The organism is Pseudomonas sp. BCA17, assembly GCF_004519405.1.
In the GTDB taxonomy this organism is placed as follows: domain Bacteria; phylum Pseudomonadota; class Gammaproteobacteria; order Pseudomonadales; family Pseudomonadaceae; genus Aquipseudomonas.
This window is the reverse complement of the sequence record NZ_SGWI01000001.1, coordinates 102,015-124,398: the sequence shown is the minus strand read 5'-3', so window position 1 is coordinate 124,398 and position 22,384 is coordinate 102,015. Positions and strand designations below refer to the sequence as shown.

General features: G+C 56.4%; 10 protein-coding genes and 1 pseudogene. 1 reads left to right on the top strand and 10 read right to left on the bottom strand.

The window, feature by feature from the left end; translation table 11 throughout:
* The first annotated feature begins 291 nt into the window (after window positions 1–291).
* Window positions 292–624: a DUF6124 family protein gene (locus EXW71_RS00485; RefSeq protein ID WP_134657154.1), complete on the top strand. Its 333-nt coding sequence runs from the start codon at window positions 292–294 to the stop codon at window positions 622–624.
* A 312-nt stretch (window positions 625–936) separates the two neighbouring features.
* Here EXW71_RS00485 and EXW71_RS00480 read toward each other — a convergent pair whose 3' ends face one another.
* The 10 genes and pseudogenes from EXW71_RS00480 to EXW71_RS00425 all read right to left on the bottom strand — a co-directional run bounded on the left by EXW71_RS00480 (window position 937) and on the right by EXW71_RS00425 (window position 22,357).
* Window positions 937–1,221: a hypothetical protein gene (locus EXW71_RS00480; RefSeq protein WP_134657153.1), complete on the bottom strand. Its 285-nt coding sequence runs from the start codon at window positions 1,219–1,221 to the stop codon at window positions 937–939.
* A 380-nt stretch (window positions 1,222–1,601) separates the two neighbouring features.
* Window positions 1,602–1,703 (bottom strand): annotated as a pseudogene (locus EXW71_RS29255) (toxin C-terminal domain-containing protein); the annotation flags it as partial.
* Window positions 1,704–2,086: 383 nt separating this feature from the next.
* The gene (locus EXW71_RS00460) at window positions 2,087–2,485 is read right to left on the bottom strand and encodes a hypothetical protein (protein WP_134657152.1); all 399 of its coding nucleotides are present in this window, start codon (window positions 2,483–2,485) and stop codon (window positions 2,087–2,089) included.
* Window positions 2,482–2,769 (bottom strand): hypothetical protein, encoded by a 288-nt coding sequence (locus tag EXW71_RS00455; protein ID WP_134657151.1) that lies wholly within the window; start codon window positions 2,767–2,769, stop codon window positions 2,482–2,484. The genes EXW71_RS00460 and EXW71_RS00455 overlap by 4 nt, the downstream gene beginning before the upstream one ends.
* Window positions 2,770–2,947: 178 nt before the next feature.
* Window positions 2,948–3,322, bottom strand: a complete 375-nt coding sequence (locus tag EXW71_RS00450) for a barstar family protein (RefSeq protein WP_134657150.1) — start codon at window positions 3,320–3,322, stop codon at window positions 2,948–2,950.
* Window positions 3,323–3,334: 12 nt separating this feature from the next.
* Window positions 3,335–3,562, bottom strand: coding sequence for a ribonuclease domain-containing protein (locus EXW71_RS29250; RefSeq protein ID WP_167659693.1), 228 nt, complete (start codon window positions 3,560–3,562; stop codon window positions 3,335–3,337).
* A gap of 102 nt (window positions 3,563–3,664) precedes the next feature.
* Window positions 3,665–4,063 (bottom strand): hypothetical protein, encoded by a 399-nt coding sequence (locus EXW71_RS00440; RefSeq protein ID WP_134657149.1) that lies wholly within the window; start codon window positions 4,061–4,063, stop codon window positions 3,665–3,667.
* Between the two features lie 83 nt (window positions 4,064–4,146).
* Complete coding sequence (gene cdiI / locus EXW71_RS00435) at window positions 4,147–4,473, bottom strand: ribonuclease toxin immunity protein CdiI (protein WP_256658197.1); 327 nt, start codon at window positions 4,471–4,473, stop codon at window positions 4,147–4,149.
* 205 nt (window positions 4,474–4,678) lie between these two features.
* The gene (locus EXW71_RS00430) at window positions 4,679–5,098 is read right to left on the bottom strand and encodes a hypothetical protein (protein WP_134657148.1); all 420 of its coding nucleotides are present in this window, start codon (window positions 5,096–5,098) and stop codon (window positions 4,679–4,681) included.
* 6 nt (window positions 5,099–5,104) lie between these two features.
* On the bottom strand, window positions 5,105–22,357 hold the full coding sequence (locus tag EXW71_RS00425) for a hemagglutinin repeat-containing protein (RefSeq protein WP_256657133.1): 17,253 nt from the start codon (window positions 22,355–22,357) through the stop codon (window positions 5,105–5,107).
* Between the last annotated feature and the right edge of the window lie 27 nt (window positions 22,358–22,384).

The window sequence follows — 22,384 nt, the reverse complement described above, 5'->3', positions numbered from 1 at the left end:
TTGCCTACGCTTGCGTCAGAATCCGCCGGCTTGTGCGCTTGAGCGGGCGTCTCTAAGGTTGCTCGGTCGCTGAAAACTCAGCGATCGGGTTTAGTAGCCTGGGGTTATTCCAATCAGTGCATAAGCTTCATCTGTCGGGCAACAACGTCCGTGCTTTATGGTGGCTGTGTGCAGGGCGTCCTCGGGCGCGCCGGCTTTCTTGGAATTCCCCGGTCTACTAACCTGCGCACAGCTGCCACCCCTTAGTTTAGTAGCTCAGAGGTGGCGGCCCTAAAGTGGGAAATTCCAAGTATGTTCAAAGTCACGCCTAATCCTCCAAGTAAGCCCGACCTGAAACTCAATCAGGCGGCGCATCGCGCCATAGATCACTACCTCAATCCAGAAACGGCTGCACCTCAGCCGCCGCCGGGGTTATTCAGTGTCGCCCCCGACACCAGCTCAGAAACCCTGATCACCAACAGCTACGAAACCTTTTCCTCAGTCAGCGCCTTGCTGCTTGACCTGTCCGAGGACCTAACCGGGAAACCACGCGATGTAGCGCTGGCAATACACCAGTTGAGTGAGTTGGGGGTGTTGCTGATGGATAAGCTGATGGAGCGGGAGGCAGCAGTAGCGGGCAGCTAAGCCTTTAACGCAGTACCGAGCCGTCGTAACGCCCAACGGCGGCTCGTTGTTTTTGCTATTGGGCTGTGCCGTGTCAACATATAGCCTGGTACTAATAACTTTTAGACCTGCGTAAAGAAACGATGACGTGGCAACGGAAAAAACAAAGAAAGCACTGTTGTATTCGCCGTGGGGGATTACTGTTTTGGCTTAATAGGGGTTTTGGTCAAGCAAGGCGAAAATAGGGGTCAGACCACCATTATTCCTATTTTTAAAGAGCAACTCGGCTGAACTCTAAAAAACGCAAAAACGTGGTCTGCCCCTTATTTTACTCTAATTTCCTCTTGGAAAAACCTGATTCCAAAATATAGAAGTCATATAGCTTTTAGCATCATCGTCGTCATCCGCTGGATAAACGACATAATCTTCATTATCCAACAGTTTAACCCAGGAAATAGATTCATCATTATAAAGACAAAGTAATTCCCGCTCAATAATAACTCTCTGTGCGGGATCATTCAAAATACGCTTTAGAGCTGCCTGAGCTTCCAAATCGTCAAACCCAACATCCACCGAAAACACTGACTCCAAAATATTTACCACAAATGAATAACTCATAAAAAACTAACCTCGACGGAAATATCGCAAGGGAGACGGGGTCAGACCACGATTCACATATTTCAAAGAGCAATTCTGATTATCTTTACAAAACCGTAGTCTGACCCCTATTTCTTTTCTCAGGGTCTTACTTCGTTTTTCATGTTATCTCTAGCCGCCCCGCAACATTAAATTTTAATTACTCTTCAGACTCGCAATTTAATAAGACACACACACCATCCTCTTTTCCGACGAGACTTATTGGTTTCTTAGTCGCCCCCCCCCATCAACGGAAATTTCGACCATGAAATTTTGATTTTTCAAAGGTCTTCAATTCCTTAATTAGTTGATAAATAGTTTTCCCACGCGTAACCCAATCTGGGACTTTAGTTTCACTCACATCAATCACCTATGCGCTCCATATTCACATCAAACGTTCCGGTTCTTGTTTCTCTAGAGCCAAGATCCTTAACCGACTTAGCTGCTTTCCAAGCCCCGCCGTTATGGCCGTCTAGAACTCTAGGAAAGAAATAGGAAAGAAATAGGGGTCAGACCACCATTCACATGTTTCGAAGAGCAATTTTGATTACCTTTACAAAACCGTGGTCTGCCCCCTATTTCTTCATAACCATATCAGCACCTTGAGTATTGCCAGCATTATATGCCTGCTGTATGACGCCAATTTCTGCATGAGCGTCAGCCATATTTCCATTCGGCAAAGATTTTCCTGTTGCTTCAGTTTTGGCCGTTACTCGATCAGCTATCAGAGTTGGCTCATCTGGATTTGCCTGAGCTACTGGACGAGCTGTTTGGTTTACATCAGTAAATGCCGCATCTCCAATTTTTCCCTCTGCGGTGACAACCGGAGAAATACCTTTTGCACCAACTATCCTTTAGGAGATATCTGCCTCATCCAATCCTCTCTAAGCCCAACCAAAATATTCATAACATTAGAGTAAGTCAAGAATGGTAAAAATAACGCAAAATTGGACAAGCCACATTTCACATCTAAGGGAACGTAAAAATCAATATCCCCCGAGCGACTCGAATTCGAAAAAAGTTCTACAGTCAGGTGACTTTCAATACTAGAAATATCAGCAAACAACACCTTATTCGCAACTTCATTATTTCCAAAGAAAAAACCGTCAACATATACATCTAACCTTCCACCCTCTATCCCAGTAGAAAATAAAATGTCACCATCTTCAGCTTCCTCATGAAAGAACCCACGACCTAAGGCTTCAACATCTTTCATCCTTTTTTCAAGTGTTCGACGAACCTTCATTGTCCAACCTCTTTTAAAAAATCCCTCAAGCCTTCCTTAGTCGCGGGAAAGCTAAAGGAAAAATTCTGATTTACATTATCAAAACTACCTGTCCCAAGCTTAGAGCCTTCTGGGGATGCATAGCGACCTGTCAGAGTAATTTTTCCTGCACCTTGGAGTAAAATAGGGGTCAGACCACCATTGCCCCTATGTTTTAAATAACAAATCGGCTGAGCTCTAGATAACGTAAACGTGGTCAACGTAAACGTGGTCTGACCCCTATTTTTTGACTTGAGATGTTCCACCACCGGATTGTCCTGCTCGAAATTGGCGGATATGGAGCTATTGCTGCGCGATGAAGTGCACCGGCAAGCTCAGAGACTGGAGTAGATTTGTGGGGATTCCTCAGTGTCTGCCCCCTATTTCTCTGAGCAATTTTTGGTTTCACGATTGAAGGTATTCCTTTTGCACCAACGACTTAATCTATTCCCCTAGCAAATCCTCGACCGTAAGTTTATCAATTTCTCTGAAGACTACTTCTATCTCGTGTCCTTCGTCACCAACCCAATCTAGGACCGCGTCCCGTAAAATCTCAAGGTATATCTGTAGATCCTCTCTTGGCAATTCTGGAAGGGTCACATGTACAAGAACGATTTTGTGGCATGGAATCCAGCTAAGATCTCTTAAGCAATCATATAAGGCATCCCAGTTAAATCCAAAATATCCCGGCAGCCAAAGTAGATAATACAGCGCTCTTATCAATTCCTCCGCAATCCCAATGGAGGGGTCAATCCGCACATAAAAAACCTCAGCCGCGTCATATGAAGGCGGGACATCCACAAACTTGAATGGTAACATTTTCGACAGGCCTCAATTTTTTATCGGGATGAAGGTTTTGTAGTGGTCGGCTGTGTAATACATTTCGCCGCCTTTACCTACGACGATTCGCTGAGGTCCTGATCCTGCAATACCGGGCGTAGGATGGACGTATTCAGTGTAGTAACCGGCTGGTTTCTGCGGCAGATCCGATGCGCGATTCTGGAATATAGAGCCGTCGTTTCGATGAGGGAAAGATCCACCTGACTTTATCCGATCCAAGGTAGGGCCAAGATCAACTGTGCCTTGGAGAATCTGACCAGTTTTTTGATCAACAACCTTGATGTCATCGATGAAGCGAGTGGTGTCTTTTGCACCAACAAATTATGAAGCAAACAAACAGCCGTTTTCGTCTACCCAAATGATGCCTGGCACTTTATAAAAATACAGTGTGAGTGCTTCGTCACTTTCACTCACAACACCTTCCGGCCACTTACCTTTCAAGTAAGACACGATCTGCTTCGCATCCAACCCCCAGTGAGACTCTTCATCATTAATCGAAAATCTGGGGTGCGGATTATCCGAAGAAATATAGCAATCCGCATTTGGCGCGATAAATTTTATTTTTCCAGTAACAAGCAGATATTCGATCACAGAAAAGAATGCATCTTTTTGCTGAGAGAATGATAGTTCAGGATTCAATGAACCAATGGCACTGAAAAGAGCCGATATCCACAGACCAAATGAATTACGCACTATTGCTTCAACAAACTTAATGTCCATTATGGTTTTCCAATCAGGAATTTTATTTCTGGATTATACGTCGTACCTGTGGAACGAAAATAGGGGTCAGACCACTATTCTTTCTAAATAGCCTCGGCTGGGCCTAGGCTATTTATTATTCGAAACCAGAAAGAGATCTTATCCAAGAGTTCTTTTACTTTCTCAGCATCTTCAGGATGGTGTTGAAGATATTTTTCACAAGCCAATCGAATGTATTCAGAGCAAACAACTTCACTCACGACAACTATGTCTTCATCTTTAGGCGGATAGCAATAAGCAAATTCAACCCCCTCAAAATTCTCCTCATTAAACGGACTATTTTCATCAGGGAAGTTACAGTACGCCCCATCCGTACTGAACCCCCCACCTCTTAACGATATAGCCGACCGCTTCAACGAAGTGGCCATCATTATACATTCTATCAACATACCCTTTAACGGCCCAATAAGGATTGGGCTCACCGTATGGCTGACCGAACAATTCTTTCATAAGGATTTCTCAGGGTAAGACCACCATTACTCCTATTTTTTAAAAAAACTCGACTGAACTAAAAAACTCAAAAACGTGGTCTTACCAATATTTATCTTCTCTTTTCCTTTTCCGTCGCCTACCCACTCAGCCGACAGTCAAGTCAATATATACACTTTTAACTGTCGCAAAATCACCATCATCACTAATATCCGGAATATAGAACCCCATCCCAAGCGCATCGACTTCAACTCCAAAATCATCTGAAGAAAAAACGACGCCCTGGTGAACCAAATATTTTTTCAGCTCAGCATAACTTTCACCTAAAAGTCTTTTCCCACGCCAGAAAAAGTTTATCGGCGAAAACAGCTCCACGCCCTTTACAAGATCAGCATCGTCATAATAAACGTGCACAGCATGATGATCAAAGGCGTCCAGCGTATTTGACGACAAAAACGTTTTCTTGAACGTTCTAAACTCTTCACCTAAGCAAGAGCGAACTTCTGCTCTCGGCATACCAACGCCTAGGGGGCCAATTGAACCCGTCGTCAAATAATCAAAAATCATACATTATCACCTTTTCTTGAAATCATCTGGATTCAAAGTATCTGCATAATCGAGCATTTGCTTTATAGCATCATCATATTTATTGCCGAATTTTCCTCTTATATCATCCACGTCCATTTGGATCGCCTCTTTCAGCTTTCCTTGGCCTAGCAATTCTTCTTGCTTTGCACGATAGGCGTCTGCCTCTTTTGAACGCCCATGGCTAGCCGTGTCCGCATGATCCTTGGGGTCCATTTTTATCGCAGGACCGTCCTTCGAGCTTATCGGGGCCCCGACATAACAGCCTTTCGCTGGGCAATGATGAGAGTCCAATTTATCATTAACCGGTTTGCTCGTGTCTTTGTGAGCGCCGCCCAAAATAGTTTCGGGGGCTTTTTTATCATTAAAGTGATCGGCTGGTCGATCCTTTACATCCGAGTCTTTCCCTCCCTTACCTTTGCGTGCAGGCATCGCCCCAAACAAAATGCTGGAAAGCAGCTCACCACCGCCAATCAGATATTTGTCGTTTTCAAACGCAGGATTTAATTCAGTGCCTTCTATAACTTGGGCGACCTTTTGCCCTACGAAAGCGCTTGCCCTGTCCATATTGTCTGAAATTACCTGCCCCGCCTCAGTCCCCTCTACGGCCTTCATTACAATAAATTGAGCAACCCCTTTTGGCCCTTGAGCAGCAGCCATAACATAGGCTATCGCTTCGGCACTTTCAGGGTGAGCGTTTTTATAAGCCTGTATCGCACCCAGCTGAAGAATGACATCGTGAAGCTCACCAATCCCGGTCGGATTGACCTCCTGCGTTTTCAATACGATTGCCTGGGGATCGGGTACATAAGTGCTCGACTCAAGCAACTGCTTGGCACCTTCAAGAACGCGAGGTTCGATCCCGTTTAACGACGCCACGCTCCCGAGAACGCTATCAATAAACTCAGGGTCTCCCATCTTCGCCATAGCAGCTTTGGGCTTCATTCCAGAGAGTAACAGCGCTTCCAGCGTGCTTTCCGCCAAGTCTTTACCGGCCATGGCTTCTGCGCGAGCATCCATGGGGCGGCCCAACATGGTATCCACGCGATTGACCACCGCATTCAGTGCCCCCGCCGCCTTGTTGAAGTTGTCCAGGGCGGTTTTGTTGTAGTTCAATAGTCCGTCAGACCACTGCTTCAGCGTTTCTCCCGGTTTAAGCACTGAATCAATCGAGGAACTGCTTGCATACAGATCGGTGCGTTTCTCTTCATCCTTAGTGATTTCATAGGCCTTGCCCACGTCGCGGTTCAAACCGGTCGTGGAGTCAGCACCTGTTTCGGCATCCTTGCGTACAACGATCTCACCGGTCCCTACGGTTGCACGGACAATCTGCTCACGGTCTTTTTCGTAGTTCCATCCTTCAACGCTCCAACCCGTCTTGCCTTCCTTGCCCTTACCTGTCTGGCTACTGTCTTGTACGGTGTTGCCTTTGCTGTCACTGCTCCCGGCTTTGTAGGTTCCGCCCACGTTCAGGTAGTAGCCGTGCTCTTTGTCCTGCCCCGCAATATCGCTGAAGCCCAGCGTACCGGTGTCCAGTTTAAGGTTGCCGTTGTCGGCGGCAATGACGGCACCGTCGATCTGGGTGTGGTTCTCGGTACGAATATCGACTTTGTTTTTGCCAGTGATGCTGGTTTGCTCTTCAACCCAGTCGGTCTTGCCGGTGGTTTGGCCATAGCCGACCGAACCGCTGACACCCGCTCCCGGGCCGATGGTAGCCGTAACGCTAATGTCAAACTCTTTGCCCTTGACCTTGCCGGTATCAGCCACCGAGGAAACGTTGAGGTTGCCACCGACACGGCCTAGCACTTCATCACCCCGTAGGTTGGCACCGCCGATGTTGGTGTCCTTACCGCTGTTGAACCCCAGGCGGTCGCCTGCGTAGAGGTATGCCTCTTGTTGACGTTGGCCTTCTCGTTCCAGGTTGCCTTTGCCCAAGCTCACACTGACATAGACGCCGATGCCATCGGAGCCAAAGGTAAGACCCGCCTCCCCGCCACCACTGTGGCGATTGTTCTCGCTGGTGCTGTCGTTATGCGCCGAACGGATATTCAAATCCTTGCCGGCATTCAGCTCAATATCTCGTTGCGCCTTGGCCTGTGTACCAATCAGGTTGAGGTCATTACTTGCCTTGAGGTTGATATCGCGACCAGCATCAAGTTGCGTAGGCGTAGAGGTGCCCTGGGCACTGTCGCCCGTGGCGGTGCCATAACTGCCGCCGACACCGACCTTGATCCCGCCACTGGTGCCGCCATGAATACCGCCCCAACTCTGGGTGTTAGTGGTTTGCTCACTGACACTGCCTTTGGCGATATCAAGGGTCACGTCGCGACCTTTAATGTTGATGTCGCGACCGGCGCCCAATTGGCTACCCTTCACCACCACGTCGTTGCCAGCGTTAAGGTTGAGATCTTTGCCGGCATTGAGCGTCGAGGACCGGTTGGTCTGCTCAATTACTTGCTCGCTGGAGCTCTGCTTGCTGTTGCCAAACTTCACATCAGCTGTCGGGCCATTGACGAACTGAGCGACACCATCAATCGCTTTAAGGGTACTGGAACCCTTGCTGACATTGTCCTCGCCCTTCCCCGCTCCACTCACCGCGTCCTTGGTATTGGCGTAGTTGTGGTTGATCGAAGCTCCCAGGCCATTGCTCTCTTTTTGTCGCAGTTGCTCGGTGAGCGTGCTTTCACGCGCTGCATCGATGTTGATATTTCTCCCAGCCGTCAGGTCAATATCATTAACCGCATTGAGGTCGGAGCCGCGCTGGTTAATATCGCGTTTGGCGTTGATCGCAACGTCCTGACCGGCACTGATCTGGCTGCCTGCGGCGGTCTCGTGTTCCAGGCGGTCTTTTTTCGTGGTGCCTTCGGTGCCCGCAAAGACGCTGAAGCCATTGCCGTTACTGGAAATACTTGAGCCGGTCTGTTTTTTCTTCTCCCAGCTATGTTCGCTGCTGGTGTTCTGAGCCGCGACCACGTTGACGTCGCGACCTGCGTCCAGACTGACGTTGCGCCCGGCACTGATGCCGCTGCCTATCAGGTTGATGTCGCGTTCGGCCTGCAAGGTGGCGTCACGGTCAGCACTGACCTGGCTGCCCACGCTGGTACTGCTCTGCGCTTCACGCCCAGCCTTTTTCGCCGAAGAGATCGCTACCGAAGTCGGCCTCTCCACATAGCCAAATTTCTTCTTGTATTCCTCGCTGCGGCTGTAGGCGGTGTCATTTGCCGAAACCAAGTTGATGTCGCCGGTGCTGTTCACCAGACCTGCGCGCAGCTCGGTGTCGTTCTCAGCCCTGATCTCACTTGCGCGCAACCGCACGTCATTACCCGCAGCCACCACCACGTCATGGCCCGCTTCCAACTCGCTGCCGACTTGGCTGGCGGTGGTTTTCAGCTGGCTCTTGCCGCTTTTGGAGAGCCCGAGGAACCCGGACTTGGTCTTCTTGCTGTACGAGCCATGCTCCTCGACACCCGATAGCACGGCGATATCGCCCGTGGCGCCCAGCAACATGTCGCCGCCGGCCTTCAGCTGGCTGCCGATTACGGTAACGTCACGTCCGCCTTCGATGTTCATGCCGCCATCAGCTTTTTTGCTGGCATTGAGGGTGAGGTCTTTGCCGGCTTCAACCACGGAGGCGACGTTGGTGCTGTCGTAGCTTTCGCGTTGTTCGCTTTTGCTGCGACCGAACGAGCCTTTGCTCTTTTTCGAGTAGAACGATGCGTCTTCGTCGAGTGCCGAGAGGATGCTGAGGTCGCGCTGAGCTTCGAGCGCGACGTTGCCGCCACCGGCAATTCGGCTGGCGGTCAGTTCCAGGTCTTTGCCGGCCTTCAACGACACGTCGCCACCGGCCGTCAGCACGCTGGACACCTGGCGGATGTGGTCTTGGGACTGGGTGACCTTTTTGGATTTGCTGGAGGAATGCTGCTCGTCGGCCGCAGACGAAACACTCAGGTTTTCGGTGGCCGAAATATTCAGGTCGCGCTTGGCGTCGATGCGGCTGGCGATGGCGGAGAAGTCGCGCCCTGCCGACACCGTAAGGTCACGACCGGCCTCCACGCTGGCGCCGTTTTGTGTCACGGTTTCTGTGCGCAGGCGGCTGCCCATGTCGAAGCCATTGCGCTGTTCAACGGCGTCAATACGCACATCGCGCCCGGCAGTGATCAGGGTGTCGCGCCCGCTTTGCAGCACACCACCCGTATTGGCCACGTCGCGACCAGCCTTGAGGGTCAGGTCATTGGCAGCCTCGATACGTGACACGCTGTCGAGGTAATCACGCCGTGTCGCCGTGCCGTCGCCGGTACGGGTGACGGCGCGCTCGTTGAGCACATCACCATGGACGGCCGTCAGCGTGACATCGCGCCCGGCAATGATGCCGCCGGACTTGTTGACAATATTGTTGCCCGCCAGCAAGTCCAGACGGTTACCGGCTTCGATCACGCCGCTGTTCGTCAGGTCGTTGCCGGCTTTGGCCGAGAGGTTGTTACTGGCTCGCAGGGTGCCGGCGTTCTCCAGGTTTTCGCCGGCAATCAGGTTCAGGTCGTTACCCGCGATCAAGGCACCGCTCGGCGCCAGGCGGTTGTCGGCCTGCGCCAGATAAAGCACCGGCACCAGCACTTTCTCACCGTTCACTTCATGCTGCTCCAGCCACACGATGTCGTGTGTCAGCGCTGCAACTTGCTGTGAGGTCAGGGACACGCCCACTGCCAGGTTCAGTTGTTGCTTGCTGCTGATGGCGTTATCCATCAAGTACTTGAACAGTTTCTCGTCGGTATTCTGACCGTCGATAAAACGCTGCCCCGTGCGTGCCTGCACGGCTTGCTGAATCAGGCGTTGCTCATAGAGCCCGTCGCCCAGGCGTTTGGCACTCTCATCGGGGTTGTAGCCCAAGCCTGAAAGCAGGTAGTCCGAACTCATGAACTGCTTGAGTTCAGTAAGCACCGGGTTGGTTTCGATCAAGTATTTATGCGGCTGCGGCACCGGCCCAGTCGGCGTAAAGCCTTGTACGCGGTTGATGGTCTGGCTGGCGACCGGCGTGGTTTGCGCGTCCGCGTCCAGGGGTTGGGCGACAACGGCGGCCACTTGAGTCGGGCGGCTGCCCTGGCTTTGTGGGGTGGCCACGCTGACCACCGGCTGGATGCCTGGCATCACCGGGGTCACCCCCGGAATGTTGATGGTGGGGCGCGATGGGTCGCTCGGTGTAGTGAGCGCTACGCGGGTATCGCGTTCTGTCAGCGCCAGATCCGGCAGGTCACCAGGCGCCGTGACCTTGCCCGTTGGCAGGTTCGAACCTGCAGACGGATTTTGGGTGTTGATGCTATCGCCGCGGGCGATTTCACCCGTGGTGATCTGACCAGGGGTCCAGGCGCCGCCGTTGTCGACATCGTTTGGCGCGGAAACGTCCAACGCCTTGGTGCTGACGGTGACGCCGCTGACCTGGCGTGCTATCGGGTCCAATTGGCGAGTCGCAGCGCTCTCCTGCGCGACCTTCGCCACATCGAATGTACGCAGCCCGAGAGCCGGTTGTACGTCCTGGCGTTGCGTCAGGCCCACGCTGGCACCGCCCATGGTCCAGCTTTGCGGGCCGGTATTGGCCTGTGCAGCCTGGGTGCCATCGACCGCCTGGGAACTGAGATGGAACAGCCCGTGGGTGCCGGTTGGCAGGCTGAACCCGCGCAGGGTTAGTGGGTTGACTTGTTTTTGGGCGAGATCGGGTGGCAACTGCGAATTCACGTCGATCACTACAACAGCGTTGGCCACCGGGCGAGTCGGATCAACCCCTCGCCCGCCACCGATCGATACCGGTTTCCCCTCTTGAACAACACTGTTGACAAGGTTCTTGCTGGCTGTGATCTGAACTGCTCCCCCAGCCTGAACGATGGCTTGAGCCGACCCTGCACTACCTGACTTGGTTATTACTTTCTGATCATAGAAGCCGACGCCGCTCAGCGTGCTTGGCAGCGCCGGATTGTTGCCCGGTCTGTAAGCAGGCTCAGGGAACAGTGCGGCGAGGTTGAAATTGAATACGGTGTAATTTTGCCAGCCAAACGTCAGGTTAATTTGTCGCTGGGCCGTTCCACCCGTCCTCGCGGTGGGAGTTACCGTTGACTCGTTCCAATTTGCATCCCAGAAGCGCAGTGTGCCTGCTCGATTCGCACCAGCGCCTTGAATCCTATAGGACGGATCATTGGCAGCGTTGTATTCCATTATCGAACGCCAGAGTCGCGCGATGTCTTTCTCTTTTTTAACCCCCGGTAGGTTGAACGACTTGAGCACCGAATACTTGCCGAGTGTCGCGCCCACATTGCTGAAGTTTTCCAGTGCGGCAGTGATGTTCCCGGCTGCCGAAATAACCGAAGCGGAATTCAAGAGGCTACGCCCCTGAACATCCAAATTCCTGCCTGACGATATAGTGCCGGAAACAGCTTCCGACTCTACCTTCGACTCATACTCCTCCATCAGAACCATATGCCCTGCTCGTGGGGCGGTACCTCTCATTCCGATGGCACCAGAGACCAGTGCTGAGGAAACATTAAAGAAGTCTTTTTTGTTTTCTATCGTTCCAACACGCAGCGTCATATCGCCGGCACTTTCCAGGTTGCCGGAGATATTGTTCAAACTGCTGGACCAGCGCCCTTGCTTATCCCCCCCAACCCACAACGTGGCCAAGCTGTAAACGTCGCCATATCGATTGGTAAAGTTATCGGTCAGCAATGACATGTCACCACCGCTGATGATTGACCCACGCTCGTTGAGCAATGTTTGCGCGTCAGCCTGTAGCCCCTCACCGCTGCCGAGGGTGCCGTAGTTATTCAGGGTTGCGGCGCTGATTGCCAAATTCCCCATGGAGCTGATACGCCCCAGATTGGTCAACTGCCCTCCAACGCTGACCGTCGTTGCGCGACCGCCCGTGATGCTTGAGGCGGCATCGAGACTTAACGATGCCGCTGTGATGCCCAGAGTGTCTGCGCTGCTGACGCGTCCGCTACCACTGTAGGAGCCCGTCAACGCCAGATTGAGACTGCCATCACTGGCAATCAACCCGTTGTTGACCCAACTGCCGCCCTTGCCTTCCAAGTGCGAGGACGCCAACAGCTGCCCGGTTTCGGTCTGGGTGAAGTTATTGACATTGACGTTCAAGCGCCCGGCCTGGATGACACTGGTATTGGTCCAGGTGTCGGCGTTCAAGGTCAGGCCGCCACGGGTAACAACGGTGCCGCCGGCGCCGGTCACGTTAGGCAAGGAAATGTCGAAAGTCCCCTCCCCCATGTGCAGCAAGCGCCCGCCAATGTTCTGGAAGCTGCCGGCTGCCAGGCTCAAGTCCTGGTTGGCGGTTTCCACGATGCCATTGCGGTTATCGAACACGCTGCCGATCTGGAATTGCGTGCTGCCTGTACGCCCCAACGCACGCAGCTTGCCGCCCTGGTTGTCGACGGCATTGGCCGTTACTGCCAGGGTATTACTGCTTTCAATCAGGCCATTCTGGTTAGTCAGTTGGCCATTGAGGCCCAGCGCTATCTGGTCACCGGCGATCTGCCCGCCGGTGTTATCCAGGTTGCCGCCATTGACCCGCATCAGGCCCTTGGCATACAACGCGCCTTGCTGATTATTCAGCGCGGCGAGGGTCAGCAGCGCGTCACCGGACTGTGCACCAACATAGCCGCCCTGGTTGTCGAGCTGACCGGCATTCAGCAGCAGACGCTGCCCCTGAATCACGCCGCCCTTGCGATTGCCGCTCAGGTCATAGCCGTTGCGCAATACACCGACCACACCGGCCTCGATGTTGCCCTTGAGCGCGGCAAGTACACCGCCACGGTTGTCGAGGTTACCGGCCTTAAGGTGCGCGTCCCCGGTCTGGCTGATGATATTGCCGCCCTGATTGTCGAGGTCGCCATTGACCTCGACACGCAGGCCGTTTTGCCCTTGCAGTTTGCCTTGCGCGTTGCTCAGGCCAAGGGCGTTGATCTGCAGGTCGCCGTCTTGGCTGTAGATCAAGCCATCGGCGTTGTTTTGCACGACAGCGCTGGCGTTAATTGCCAGTGGCCCCTTGGACGCGACGGTGCCGCTCTGGCTGTTGTTCAAGCCACCCATCGCCAGTGACAGTCGCCCCTGGCTGGCCAGTTGGCCGCCACGGTTATCCACCTCGATAGCACGCAACAGCGCCAGCGACTCAGTGCCGGCGATCTTGCCGTTGACGTTGCCGAGGTTGCCTTGCAGGTCGAGCACCAGATGCGCGTCGCCCATCAGTGACCCATGGGTGTTAACCAGATTGCCGCCGGACACGTTCAGGTCGTGCAAGGCCGCAATACTGCCGGCACTGTTGTCAAGGTCAGCCGCGCTCAGATCCAGCGTGGCCCCGCTGTCGATCAACCCGCCTTGGCTGTTGTTCAGCAAGCCTGTCACGCTCAGCGTCTGCTGCGCGCCGCTGGAGACAACGCCTTTGCCACTGTTATCCAGGCTGGTCGCGCTGACGCTCAACCGACCGAGGCTGGCCAATGCGCCTGCGCCGCTGTTGAGCAGGCTGCCACTGAGGCGTACATCAAGATCGCCGCTGCGGCTGGACAGCGTGCCGCTGTCACGGTTATCCAAGCCACTGCCGATAACATTCAGCCCCTGCCATCCCGACATCAGGCCGCCGCGATTGATCATGTCGCCTGCGTTGAGCGTCAGCAGCTGTTGACTGATCAATTTGCCGGCACTGTTGTCCAGGCTACGCGCCATCAGGCTCACGGCATTCAGGCTGGATATTTCACCGCCCTGGTTGTTTACGGCGCCCAGACGCTTCAGGGTCAGCGGGCCTTTGGCGAGGATCAGGCCTTTACGGTTGTCCAGGTCACCGTTGGCCAAGTCCACGGTCAGGCGTTGATCACTGATCAGCTTGCCGTCGCGCAGGGCCATCGAGGTGAGGTTGAGGTCGATGTCGCCCTTGGCCGACACTTCGCCGTCGTCGCTGGCGTTCAGCGACTGGGCATTCAGCGCAAGGCTGCCCTGGCTGTTGATCAGGCCTTTGGCGCTGCTGTCCAAGGCCAATGCATTGAGCGTCAAGGCGCTGGTGCCGAGCAGGCTGCCGCCCTGGTTATTGAGGTTGCCGCTGTTCAGCGTCAGGGCTTGCGCGGCGTTGATCAGGCCTTGTTGCTGGTTGTTGAGCAGGCCCGTGCTGGTCAGCTCGAGGTTGCCGCGGCTGGTGAACGTACCGCCGCTGTTATCGAAAGAGGCTGCGTTCGCGCTCAGGCTGGCACCCGCAACCAGGCCCTTGATGTTCGTCAATGCCTGCTCGATGCGCAACGCCAGGCCATGATTACTCAGCAGTCGACCATTGCTGTTGTCCAGATCACGTGCCACCACGTTGAACGCCTGGCCGCTGGAGATTTCACCGCCCTGGTTGTTCACACCATTGAGTTGGTTAAGTACCAGTGACCCGGTCGCGTTGATCAGGCCCTGCTGGTTATTCAACTGGCCGTTGTTCAGGTCCAGCGTCAAGCCGGCGTTGCTGAACAATTTGCCGCCGGGCTGCTCAAGCCCGGCGACACTGGCCGTCAGGGCCTGGGCGCTGCCGATGTTGCCGGCGCTGTTGGTCAGTAAGCCGGCCTTCAGCTCCAGGGTGTCGCCGCTGTTCAGGCGGCCGCTGCTGTTGTCCAACGCGCCAGTGTTCACCGAGACCGCACCTTTGCCACTGAGCACACCTTTCTGGTTGCTCAGACGGGTGCTGCGCAGTTGGAGAGTGCTGTCGGCTACCAACTGACCGTCGTCGTTATCCACCGCGCCTGCCAGCCCCAGCTCCAGCGCTTGAGCGCTGGAGACAAGGCCTTGACGGTTGATCAGGTCTGCAGCGGTGACAGCCAGGCGCCCTTCACTGCTGAGCACGCCTTGGGTGTTATTCAACTGGCCCTTAAGGTCCAGTTGCAGCAGTTGCTGCGCGAGCAGCTTGCCGTTGCTGTTGTCCAGGTCCTGGCCGGTGAGCATCAGGCGCTGAGCATTGAATTTGCCGTCGTTGCGATTAAGCAGCTGCGCCACGGTAAGGCTCAACGCTTGCCCGGCCAGTACACGACCGGAATCACTGTTATCCAGGGTCTGCCCGGTGAGGCTAAGGTCGCCATTGGTGGACAGCTCGCCCCCCTTGTTGTCGACGCTGTCGACCTGCAGGTTCAGCGCTTTTTCCGCACCGACCAAGCCTTTTGTGTTGTCCAGAATGCGGCCCTGCACATCCAGCTGTGAGGTGCTGATCAGTTGCCCGCCGTGGTTGTTGACCTGGCCAATCCTGGCGGTCACCAATGCCTTGCCCGTCACGTCACCGCCACGGTTGTCGAGTTGAGCGGTGCTCAGCAACATTGCGCCGTCGGCAATCAAGGTACCGCGCTGGTTATCGATCAGTTGGTCGGCCGAGACCTCCAGTGCGCCATGGCTGCTGACCAGGCCGTCGCTGTTCTCCAGCTTGGCGGCGTGGGCGTTGAGTGAGGCTGCGCTGATCGTGCCTTTGGCGTTGCCTAACACCTCTGCCACTTGTAGCGTCAGGCCCTGGTTACTGATCAGCTTGGCGCCGCCGTTGTCGAGGTTGCGCGCCGCCAAGGTGAACGCTTGCTGGCTGGAAATTTCGCCGAGCTGGCTGTTTTTTACATCCGCCAGGTTTTTCAGCATCAGCAATGGGCTATTGATCAGGCCGCCGATGTTGCTCAACTGGCCGTGATTGAGGTCCAGATCGAGGCGGGTCTTGCTCAACAGCTCGCCGCCTTGCTGGTTCAGGCCGGTCACTGTGGCGGTGAGGTTTTGGTCACTGGCGATACGCCCACTGTTGCTCAGTTGCGCGGCCGTCAGGCTCAAAGTGTCGGCGCTGGTGATTCGGCCGTTGTTGTTCAAGGCGCCGGTGGTCAGGGTCAGCGCACCACGACTGTTGAGCTTGCCCTTATCGCCGTTGTCCAGGCTGGCGCTGCTGAGGCCGAGGTTGGCATCGGTCTCCACAAGGCCGGCCAGGTTGTCGACAGCCCCAGCGGCGACCAGCGAAAGCGCGCCGGCCGCAGAGATTGCGCCGCCGTTGTTGTTAAGGGTGGCACTGGTCAGTTGCAGCGTACCTTCGCTGCTGATGTGACCCTGTTGGTTAGCCAGTCGCCCGTCCAATTCCGTGCCGGGAATGGCCGCCAGTGCAATGCTCAGGGAGCGTTGCCCGGCGAAGGTGCCTTCGCCGTTATCCAGGCGCGCGCCATTGAAGCGGTTGTCCTGGGCAAATACCCGCCCTTGCGCCTGGTTGATCACGTGGGCCACGGCCAACTCCAGTGCCGTCGCAGCCACCAGTTTGCCGCTACTGTTATCCAGGCGCTGACCGTTGAAGGCGATGCTGCTCTGGCTGGAAATCTCGCCGGCGCGGTTATCAATGCTGTCGACCGTCAGTTTCAGCGCTTTTGTAGCGCCTACCAGGCCACCATCGCGGTTGTCCAGAGAAGCTCCGTTCAAGCTCAGCCCGCCGAGGGCAACCAATTCACCGCCCTGCTGAGCCAGCACACCGACGGTGGCCTGCAGGTCACTTTGGCTGGCGATACGGCCAGCGGCGTTTTGCACGTTATCGGCTGTCAGTTGCAGTGGGCCCACGGCGCTGATCAGGCCTTTCTGGTTGCGCAGGGTTTGCCCGGTGTAGCCCACCGCCGCCTTGCTGCTCAGCAAGCCCTGCTGGTTGTCCAGCTCACCCACGGTGAGTTGAAGGTCCTTCTGGGCCAGGATCACCCCGCCCCGGTTATCAACCTTCGCACTGTGCAGTGTCAGCAGGTCATGGCCCGTCAACCGTCCTTCACGGTTATCCAACTGGCCGGTGCGCAGTTGCATGGCGCCTTTGGCTAACACGCTGCCCTTGGCCTGATTGTCGAATAACCCGTCGATGCTTGCGTTGAGCTGGCCGTTACTCACCACTCGCCCAGCCTGACGGTTATCCAGGCTGGCGGCATGCACGTCCAGTGACGTGCCGGCGCCCAGCGTGCCGCCCTGATTAGCCAGAGCGCCTTTGACCTTGGCGTCTAGGCTGACATCAGCGAGCACACGCCCTTTGGCGTTGCTCAAGCTCGCCGCCGTCAGCTCGGTGCGACCAGCGCTGACGATTTCGCCCTGGTCGTTGAGCACGTCGTCCGTGACAGCCAGGCGTGTGTCAACAGAGCTGCTGACGCTGCCCTCGAGGTTGTCCAGGCGCGAGGCTTCAAGCCCGATCTCGGCCGCTGAAATAAGCCCTTTGAGGTTAAGCAAGGCGTGTTCGACTTTAAGCGTCAACGCCTGGTCACTGAGCAGGTCGCCGCCGCTGTTATCCAACGTCTCGGCGGCCAGGGTAAAGGCGTGGGCGCTGGAGATCTCACCGTTGCGGTTGTCGACATCCTTGAGGTTCTTGAGCAGCAACCGGTTGGGGGCATTGATAAAGCCATCGGCGTTGTTCAATTGCCCATGGTTCATATCCAGCGTCAGCTCGCTGTTGCTGTAAAGCTCGCCGCCATCGCGCTGGTCAAGGCCGGTGACACTGGCGTCGAGCGCCTGGCCACTGGCAATACGGCCCTCGAAACGGTTATCGACGCGGGTCGCTTTGAGGTTGAGGCGATCAGCGCTGGTGACACGGCCTTGATGCTGGTTGAGCAACACACCGGTCGTGAGCTGCAATGCACCGTCGGCAATGATGTGCCCTTGGCTGTTGTCGATACTGGCGCCGCTTACGGTCAGGACGTCGGCGCTGAGCACTTCGCCATTCTGGTTACTGATGGCCGCGCCGGTATTCAGCAACAGCGCCCCGCCACTGCTGATACGCCCACCGTCATTGCCGAGGCTGGCGCTGCGCAGCTGCGAGGCTGCGTCGCTGCGCATCACGCCTTGGGTGTTGTTGATGTATTCGGCCAGGTTCACGTCAAGGTTGCGCTTGGCGTAGAGGTTGCCTTGAGCGCTGTTGTCGAGGTTGCCGGCCTTCAGGCTGACGTCCTGTTGCCCGGAAATCAGGCCCTTGAGCTGGTTGTTCAGCTTATCGAGCGTGAGTTGAAGTGCGCCGTTGGCCAGCACGCGACCGCCGTTGCTGTTGTCCAGCTCTCGCCCGGCCAACGTCAATTCGGTCACGCTGGACAACTCACCGCCGCGGTTGTCCACGGTACCAACGGTCAGCCCCATGGCCTGGCCTGAGTTGAGCAACCCGGCCTGGCGGTTATCCAACGCATCGCCCTTGACCTGCAACTGCCCCATCGAGGTGAGGCTGCCCCCTCGGTTGTCCAGGCTCGCCACTTGCAGCTGTGCATTGCCTTTGCTGGTGATGCGACCCTTGGCCTGGTTGTCCAGGCTGGCGGCATTGAGCTGCAACTCGGTGCCGGCCGCGAACAACCCGGCCTGGTTCAGCAGGTTGGCCGAAATCCGAGCGGTCAAGGCGCCGTCACTGGTGAGTTTGCCGGCACTGTTGTCAAGGCTGGCGGCAGTCACCGTCAACGCTTGCCCAGCCGCCAGTGTGCCGTTGTTGTTACTGACGGCACCCACGCTCGTCAGGGTCAACCGGTTATCACCTTGGAGGCGGCCCTGACGGTTATCCAGTGCAGCCACATTGACGGTCGAGTGCCGGCCCAGCAATTCACCGTGCTGGTTATCGAGTACGCCATCGATGCCGAGGCTGAGCTCACCAGCGGCATTCAACTTGCCATTCTGGTTGTTCAGACTCGCGCTGTTGACCGTTAAAGCGGCGGCGGAAATCAGGCCACGCGTGTTATCCAGCGCCTGCGCGACACGCAGGACCAGAGCTTGCTGGCTGAGGATCTTGCCGTCCGTGGTATTGAGGGCGGTTGCCGCCAGCTCGAACGCATGCGCGCTGGAAATTTCACCGCCCTGGTTATCCACGCTGCCCAGTTGCTTGAGCAACAACTGCCCCGGCGCGCTGACCAAACCACTGCGGTTATCGAGGTGGCCGCCTTGCAAGTCAAGGCTCACGTCGCCTTGGCTGGAAAGATGCCCGGCGCGGCTGTTGTCCAGCGCGGTCACGGTCACGCCCAAGCGGGTGGCGCTGCTCAACTGCCCGGCCTGATTACTCAGCGTGCCGGTGGTGATCTGCATCGCATCGGCACTGGACAGCGTTGCGTCATCGTTGCTCAAACCAGCGGCCTCAATGCCCAGCCGACCATCACTGCCGATCACGCCGTGGGCGTTGTTCAACTGGCCGCCCAGTACCAGATCCAACTGCTGCTTGGCATACAGGCTGCCACCTGCGCTGTTGTCCACGCCTTGGCCGGTGACCCGGACCTGCCGCGCGGCAATCCGGCCTTTGAGCGAGTTGTCGAGATCAGCCATGCTTAGCTGCAGCTCAGTGCCCGCACTCAAAAGCCCCGCCTGGTTGAGCAACTGCCCGGCGATACGAGCTGTCAACGCCCCGTCGGTGGTCACGTTACCGTGGCGGTTGTCCAGGCTCGCGCTGCCCAGGGTCATGCCTTGCCCAGCAGCCAACGTACCGGCCTGGTTGCTCACGGCGCCGCCTGCGCGAAGTACCAGCGTCGAGTCCGCTTGCACCTGGCCCTGGTCGTTATTCAGTGCCCCAAGCCCAAGTTCAAGGCGCTGGCCCAGCAGCTTGCCGCCGCGATTATCCAGTTCGGTATCGACCTGGACGTTGAGGCCGTCCACCGCCGTAAAACCACCGGCCTGGTTGTTCAACGAGCCCGCGCGAACGTCCAGCGCCTTGGCCGTCACCACACCTTTGGCGTTGTCCAGGGCGCGGGCGATGCGCACACTCAAGGCTTGCTCGCTGAGCAACTTGCCGGCGCTGTTATTGAGTTGATCCGCGACCAGCTCGAATGCCCGGACGCCGGAGATTTCCCCGCCTTGGTTATCGACACGGTTGAGTTGAGTCAACAGCAACTGCCCGGGGGAGTTGATCAAACCGCCCTGGTTGTTCAGATCACCACGATTGAGGTTCAGGCTCAGGTCGCCCTGGCTGAAGAGCTGAGCACCGTTGCGGTTGTCCAGGCTGCCCAGCGTCAACTGCGCGTGGGTATCCGCACTCAGCTTTCCGCCGCGGTTATCGAGCAAGCCACTGACACGGGCACTCAGCCGATCACGGCTGTGCACTTGCCCGCGTTGGTCATTGATCAGGCTGGAGACATCAATATCCAGGCCGTTGGCAGCGATCAGGCCGGCACCATTGTTCAGGGTCTGAGCAATACGCAGGCCCAAGGCTTGGTCACTGAGCAATTTACCCGCGCGGTTGTCCAGGCTGTTGGCGGCAAATTCAAAACCCCGAGCACTGGAGATCTCGCCGCTACGGTTATCCACGCTGTTGAGGTTCGTCAACGTCAACTGACCAGCCGCGTTGATCAAGCCGCCACTGCGGTTATCGAGGTGGCCGCTGCCCAGGTCCAGGCTCACGTCACCATTGCTGTAAAGGCGGCCGTTGTCATGCTGGTCAAGGCCGGTGACACGGGCGTTGAGGGTTGTGGCGCTGGTGATCGAGCCACCTTGGCTGTTATTCACCGGCCCGGCTGTCAGCTCAAGTGGCCCGCCACTGGTAAGGGTGCCCTGTTGCCCGTTGTTGAAACCACCGGCGCTGACCCGCGCGGCAGTGCCGGACTCGATACGGCCCCGCTGCTGGTTATCCAGCGTACCGGCAACGCTCAAGCCCAGGCTGCCTTGGCTACTCACAACACCTGACTGGCTATTATCCAGTTGCCCGGCGTCCGCCTGCAGATGCTGCCCGGCGACCAGGCGACCGGTTTGATTGTTGATCGCCCCGCTGGCGGTCAACCACAGCGCCTGGCCCGCAGAGATCAGGCCGGCGACGTTATCCAGATTGTCGACGTGCAAGGTGACATCGGCCAGGCTCGACAGCTCGCCCTTACGGTTGATCAGTTGCCCGACGCGACCGTTAAGGCCAAGGTTGCCGGCGACCAGCCCGGCATCGGAGTTGAGCAGTCGATCGGCATTGAGTTCAAGGCTTGCCGTACTCAGTACGCGGCCTTTTTGCTGGTTATCCAGTGTGGCAGCGCTGGCTTTAAGCTGGTGTTGCGCACTCAGGGTTCCGCCCTGATTGTTCAAGGTCCCATCGACGTTGAGCGTGAGGTCGCGGCTGGCGATGAGCGTGTTGCCGTTGTTGTTCAACTGCCCGGCAGTTACCTGGATATCGCCCTGGTTATTGCGAGTCTGGTCCGCGTTCACGCCGGCTTCGATGATGCCGTTGTTGGTCAGCACACCACCGCTTTGCAGCTGCACACGATCACGCGTAACCAGGCTTTTTTGGTTGGTCAGGTCGCCTTGGGTCTGCATCGTCAGGGCGCTGCCCGCCAGGACCGGCCCTTTCGCGTCGACACTCTGTGCCTTGACGTTAACGGTGCTGCCCGCCGAGGTCGTGCCCATCACCACATTGCCCGCCGTATCAATCTGAATATCACCACCGGCAACCATGTCGCCCGACAACCGCACGCCCACGCCGGCCTCGGTGCCGATCAGCTTGACCGCGCCTACATACATCCCGCCGAGCGCCGACGAGTCGACAGCCAGGTCCGGTGCCTGGCTGCCATCCGCTGCGCGCGCGGTGGCATTCAAGGTGCGTGCGTCCACATCGTTGCGACCGGCGACGATGGTGAGTTTTTTCGCCTGGATCTGCGCGTTGATGGTGGTGGCGCGGGTGATGATTTCGAACTGGTCGACGTTACTCGCATTCAGGCCGGCGCCTTCGATGGCGACGTTGCCTTGGTCGACCTGATAACGGTTGATCTGGCCGTTTTCGATCACGGCCTTGCCGGTGGTCAAGGTGGCTTGCGGCGTGTTGATAAAACCGCAGCCATTGCAGCTGATGCCATACGGGTTGGCGACGATGACATGAGCCGACTGCCCCGCCACTTCGGTGTAGCCGCGCAGTTGGCTGGGGCTGCCACCGTTCACCTCGTTGAGGATGATGTTGGCGGCACTGCCGTGAAAATTCGGGTTGCCGACGACGATGCCGCCGAGCTGGGTGGCCTGGGTGCGGTCGGTGGCGTTGTTGAGGATCACCCCATTGGCACCGACGTTGTAATCATGGAACTGGTTGTGCGACAGCCCATTGGCGTTGGGTGCGGCGATATTGACGATCGGCACGCCATTGCCCGCTTGCCCGAGCGTGGTGCCGGGTGCACTGACCACGATACCGTCCGCCTGGGCCAGCAGCGGTTGCCAGAACATGGCGTTGGCCAGGATCAATGCCAAACCGCGCTTAGGCAGCCCCAGGAAGTGGGAACGGTTTTCTACGGCAGCAGAAGGCTGACGCGCGAGGAAGGCGAGCTGACGAACGTCCATGTAATGTCTCGGAGCCCGAAGGCGATC